This window comes from Thermodesulfovibrionales bacterium, assembly GCA_035622735.1.
GTDB lineage: Bacteria > Nitrospirota > Thermodesulfovibrionia > Thermodesulfovibrionales > UBA9159 > DASPUT01.
Genome location: DASPUT010000164.1, coordinates 1 through 4,780 on the forward strand (window position 1 = coordinate 1; position 4,780 = coordinate 4,780).

The following is a 4,780-nucleotide window of genomic DNA, read 5'->3' on the forward strand; positions in this document are numbered from 1 at the left end:
CTATCACGCCGCACCTCCGCCGTCGCGAGGGTCGTCAATAAGGCGGAATGCATCGAGATAAGCACTCCCGACGGCACGGACTTCTTCCTCTCGAAGAAAGGCAGAACCGCATTGTCTGACACCGGGATACTCACGCGAAAAGGCTCTTTCGGCAATCTCCCTGCCGGCGAAGTATATCTTGCACCTCTGGAGGGCACCGCCAGGGGAAAACTTGTTCTCAGATGGGCGCCGACAAGGGAGTTATCGTCCCCTCTGACCCTGTCCGTGGAAAACGGTTCAGTCATAAAGATCGAAGGCGATGAGCCCTTCGGGGAAGTTCTGCGTCTTCGCTGCAGCGAGAAATGGGAGAATGCCAACATAGCCGAACTCGGTATCGGGACGAACGACAAGGCCGGAAGACCAGACAATATCCTCGAATCAGAGAAGATACTCGGGACTGTCCATGTCGCTCTCGGGGACAACAGTTCCTTCGGCGGCACGGTCAAGACGCCTTTCCATCAGGACTTTGTATTCTTCAAACCGACGGTAGTGCTCATTCACAGCGACGGGGCAAGAATGACCCTCATGAGAGACGGTAAATTCTCCGGAGAACTCCCCGCGCAACGTAATTGCGGATAGCATGCGCATGGCGTAGCCTTCGTTTTTTGTGGTGTCGAGTCTAGGATAAGGAGAGAACAACGTCTTATGGATAACATCGTAGTCTTCATTACCACTTCGGATGAGGAGGAAGCAGCGAAAATCGCACATGCCCTTGTGGAGGCCCGTCTTGCGGGCTGCGCGAATATCGTAGGCGGCCTGCGCTCTGTTTATCGCTGGGAAGGCAGGATCGAGGACGAAGCCGAGGTCCTCATCGTCGTCAAGACCCGCCTGAGTCTTTTCGAAGGCCTCTCAAGAAAAGTCAGGGAGCTTCACAGTTATAAGGTCCCGGAAATCATCGCCGTTCCCGTAGTCAAGGGTTCCGCAGATTACCTGAAGTGGCTGAAAGAAGTGACTGACTAGCATCGCGATGAAGACCGCTCTCTATAGGGAGCTTATCTGCAAAGGCTTCTGCCCTTTTCACAAGGATGGGAGGGATGATCTGACCTGCGGCACATACAATTTCCTCGAACGGATCCTTACCGCACGGGAACTCGAACGGGAGGTTCGACAGATAAGAGCGGTGCCGGACCTTCTCGGTGACCGTTCAATAAGAAGACTCATCTGCGGGAACTGTGATTTTCTGACAGATGGTTGCGGCTTCAGGGAGGGGACTGATTCGCGGCCGTGCGGCGGCTTTACCATCGTCGAATGGCTCATGCGAAGGTCGTTCATCCCTTTCGATGGGAAGGAGGGAGAAAGAAAAAAGCCCCGGAGTCGATGAAGCATAATTTCCCGTTTTCTCTAAATTAAATTTGCAAGAAATTAAGTTTACAAACATTATCGGTCTGCTCGCTGACATAATCTGTCGCAAGCCCCTCATCAAGTGCCCAATTTTAGTGAAATATCGCCTAAAATTACGAAATTTCTTTAGCATGAAGATTGCTTGTATGCTTATGGCAAGGTAAGAGAAGGAAAGAATAAGAAGATATCGGGTATGTCGAAAGTTTGCAAATTCGCGCGCTATTCGGATACTATTGAACGATTCTTTTTTAGAGGTGACAGGAATGCCGGATCGTGCAGGCATCTCGAATCATCTGTTTCGGGCGATATGCCTTCTTGGCGGAGACCCGCTGAGTCAGTGCGACCCTGGGGAGCCACAGCGTCGTTCCAATATTGGGGAACAAAGATCTCCCGGAAAATTCTATCTCTGAAGAAGTGAGGAAGACTTCAGAGAATGATTGCGAGGGAATAGGACATGCGCGACTCGAAGTGGAAACGAAACATGAAATTTCGAAGAAATACCCTCGTTCTTGCGGGGAATAATACAATCTTTCTCAAATATCTGGCGATCGCCTTAAAGAGAATGGGGTTTGAAGTCATACCAGCTGAAAATGGACTTGAGGCGATGAACCTCACAAAGATATTTGTCATAGATGCCGTCATTCTCGACGTCAACATGCCTGTCTCAGATGGAATCGAAACGTTAAAGAGGATGAAGGAGGATAGTCGGACTTCCGGGATGCCGGTCATTATGGTATCTGCGCATATGCGGCGTGAGACGATTGAAGAGTGTAAGAGACTGGGCTGTACGGAGATTCTCACAAAGCCGGTCAGTTTGAATGCGCTCCATGAGATCCTCCAAAAGAATGTCTTCCCTTCCGGATACGCACAGAGACAGCATTTTCGGGTCTTGTGGAACAGGGAGGTAACGGTAACTCTCCGTGAAGAATCGTATAGACTCTTTACGGAAAACCTCTCGGAACGAGGCATGTATGTGAGGATAAAGGAACCCTTCCCAGTAGACGCGCAGGTGGAGGTTTCCTTTCCATTACGAGAGGGGAAACATTTCACTCTGAGAGGTTCCGTCATCTATACAAGGGCGGCCCTCGATGATGTTTACGGGATTCCGCCGGGCATGGGGATAGAGTTTAGAGATCTTACCGATGATACTGCTAAGACGCTGAAGGACTATGTAACTGAGTTGTTGGAGAAAGAGATAGTAGCTTCTCCGGAAGAAAAGAGTGATTCGAAGACGTTCCCTCTAACCACGTAGCGCATGATGCAGTGACCTGGCGCTCGAATCGAACAGTCTCGCGTTAAGAAGGGGCTGCAGCACGATCAATGAGACAAAGGAAGGCTCGATGGCAAAGGCCAGAATCCTTGTTGTAGAAGACAGTGAAACGCAGGCGAGTAGGACAAAGGAGTTCCTCGAGGCGACCGGCTACGAGGTCCTATGCGCGAGAGACGGAATTTCTGCGATAAAGGCTGCGAAGACGGCTTCTTTTGATGTGATTCTCCTCGACCTCCTCCTGCCCGATTTAAACGGGAACGAGGTATGTCGCTGGCTGAAACTCAATAATGAGACGAGGGGTATTCCCATAATCATGCTCACCGTCAGGGGTTCCATAGAAGACAAGGTCGCGGGGCTGGAGGCCGGCGCCGATGATTACCTCCCGAAACCTTACAACGAAGTTGAACTGAACGCGCGGATCTATGCCGCTTTGAGGACAAAGGCCCTCCAGGACGAATTACGACAGAGGAACAAGCAAACGGAGGAACTGCTGACGAAAGTGGAGTTCTTGGCTATCACGGACCCGCTTACCATGCTCTTCAACAGAAGGCGCATCGAGGATATCCTTGAGAATGAATTGAAGGAAGGAAAACGGTATAAACAACCTATTACCTGTCTCATGATAGACGTAGACAATTTCAAACAGGTAAATGATCTCTACGGACATAAGGCGGGAGATTCGGTTTTGAGGGAAATCGCACAGCTCATAAAGCTTTCCTTGAGGGAAGTCGATATCGTCGCGCGATGGGGTGGTGATGAGTTCATCGCCATACTGCCTCAGACGGACATTAAGAGGGCCATCGAGCCCGCATCAAGAATCCTCGGTGCGATCTCGATCAGAAAGTTTGAGCAGATTCCGGCGGAACGGGTGACTGTCAGCATAGGAATCGCCTCTGCAGACGAGTTCACGGACACTGACGAAAAACTCATCAGTGCTGCTGATTTTGCCCTTTTCGAGGCCAAGAGAAAGGGAAGAAACAGGATTGAGGTCGCCCGCGAAGCGGAAAGAGGAGTCGAGTCTCCTTAGCCGGGGCTTTGTTCCTCCAAACCCCGTACCGATATTCCTTACGCCATGATAGGAAGAGAGAAGCCTGCAAACCGGCTGTCCGACATCGGCCGCTTCCTGCTCAGGGTGTTGCTCGACTTCAAACGCAATCAAGGCATCCTGTTGGCGGGTGCTGTCGCTTACTACACCTTGCTCTCAATCGTTCCCATGTTGATCCTCACGTTAATTGTGCTCTCACATTTTATGGACGAGGGCCAGCTCTTTCATACCGTATCTACGAATCTCGAAATGGTGGTCCCTGTCTACGCGGCGGTCCTGACCGAACAGGTGCGGGCGTTCCTTCGGCACCGCGAACTGGTGGGGGTCATCGGTTTCCTCGTCATGCTGTTCTTCAGTTCCGTGGCCTTCACCGTGCTCGAAAACGCGATGTCGGTAATCTTTTTTCATCGCGTCAGGATTAAACGCCGTCATTTTCTCATCTCCGCTGTCATTCCGTATGTGTACATCTTCTTGCTGAGTCTGGGCGTACTGCTCGTGTCGCTTATTGCGGGAGCACTGGAGAGAGTCGAAAGCAGGCAGTTATTACTTTTCGGATGGGCCCTAGGGCTCGGAGGAGCGTCCGGGCTTGCGCTCTATGTATTGGGGATGATCGGCGAGGTGTTCATGCTCACTTCGCTCTACCTGGTCATGCCTGTCGGGCGCATCACCTTTCGCCATGCCCTTATCGGCGGTACGGCCGCAACGTTTCTGTGGGAGATAACCCGTCGCGTCCTGGTCTGGTACTACTCAACCCTGTCGCTCGTAAACTTAATTTACGGTTCCTTCGCTGCAACAGTGGTTGCTCTTCTCAGCATTGAAGTTGCGGTGGTTATTCTTCTCCTCTGTGCCCAGGTCATTGCCGAGCTCGACCGTGACAAATACAGATCGCTCAAGGAAACATCGGGGTTTGAAACGTAAATTCGGTGTCTTTTCTTCTTGCCTTATGCTCTGTCTCTTATTTCTTCTTGCTCACGGTCTTGCTCACGGTCACCCGTTAGATTATTTCCATGTCTTCTAGGGTAACCGGCCCGTTACCGCCACCTATTGTTATTGTCCCCTGAACCTTGGTACGACCAATCTTACTC

The 4,780-nt window shown here is 51.2% G+C and carries 6 protein-coding genes; all 6 read left to right on the forward strand.

Translation table 11 applies throughout. The features are described from left to right. Positions 1–618 (forward strand): hypothetical protein (locus VEI96_08780; protein HXX58079.1); only part of this gene is annotated, 618 nt, incomplete at its 5' end. A 66-nt stretch (positions 619–684) separates the two neighbouring features. Next, entirely contained in the window at positions 685–999 is a 315-nt protein-coding gene (gene cutA / locus VEI96_08785) for a divalent-cation tolerance protein CutA (GenBank protein HXX58080.1), read from the forward strand. Positions 1,000–1,006: 7 nt separating this feature from the next. Beyond that, positions 1,007–1,360, forward strand: coding sequence for a hypothetical protein (locus VEI96_08790; GenBank protein HXX58081.1), 354 nt, complete (start codon positions 1,007–1,009; stop codon positions 1,358–1,360). Positions 1,361–1,861: 501 nt separating this feature from the next. After that, positions 1,862–2,632, forward strand: coding sequence for a response regulator (locus VEI96_08795; protein ID HXX58082.1), 771 nt, complete (start codon positions 1,862–1,864; stop codon positions 2,630–2,632). Between the two features lie 88 nt (positions 2,633–2,720). Next, positions 2,721–3,677: a diguanylate cyclase gene (locus tag VEI96_08800; GenBank protein ID HXX58083.1), complete on the forward strand. Its 957-nt coding sequence runs from the start codon at positions 2,721–2,723 to the stop codon at positions 3,675–3,677. Between the two features lie 45 nt (positions 3,678–3,722). Beyond that, complete coding sequence (locus VEI96_08805; protein ID HXX58084.1) at positions 3,723–4,613, forward strand: YihY/virulence factor BrkB family protein; 891 nt, start codon at positions 3,723–3,725, stop codon at positions 4,611–4,613. Positions 4,614–4,780 lie beyond the last annotated feature (167 nt).

Coding starts and splice junctions, on each gene's coding strand:
- VEI96_08795 (HXX58082.1), top strand. CDS start 1,862: ATGAAATTTCGAAGAAATACCCTCGTTCTTGCGGGGAATAATACAATC.
- cutA (HXX58080.1), top strand. CDS start 685: ATGGATAACATCGTAGTCTTCATTACCACTTCGGATGAGGAGGAAGCA.
- VEI96_08800 (HXX58083.1), top strand. CDS start 2,721: ATGGCAAAGGCCAGAATCCTTGTTGTAGAAGACAGTGAAACGCAGGCG.
- VEI96_08790 (HXX58081.1), top strand. CDS start 1,007: ATGAAGACCGCTCTCTATAGGGAGCTTATCTGCAAAGGCTTCTGCCCT.
- VEI96_08805 (HXX58084.1), top strand. CDS start 3,723: ATGATAGGAAGAGAGAAGCCTGCAAACCGGCTGTCCGACATCGGCCGC.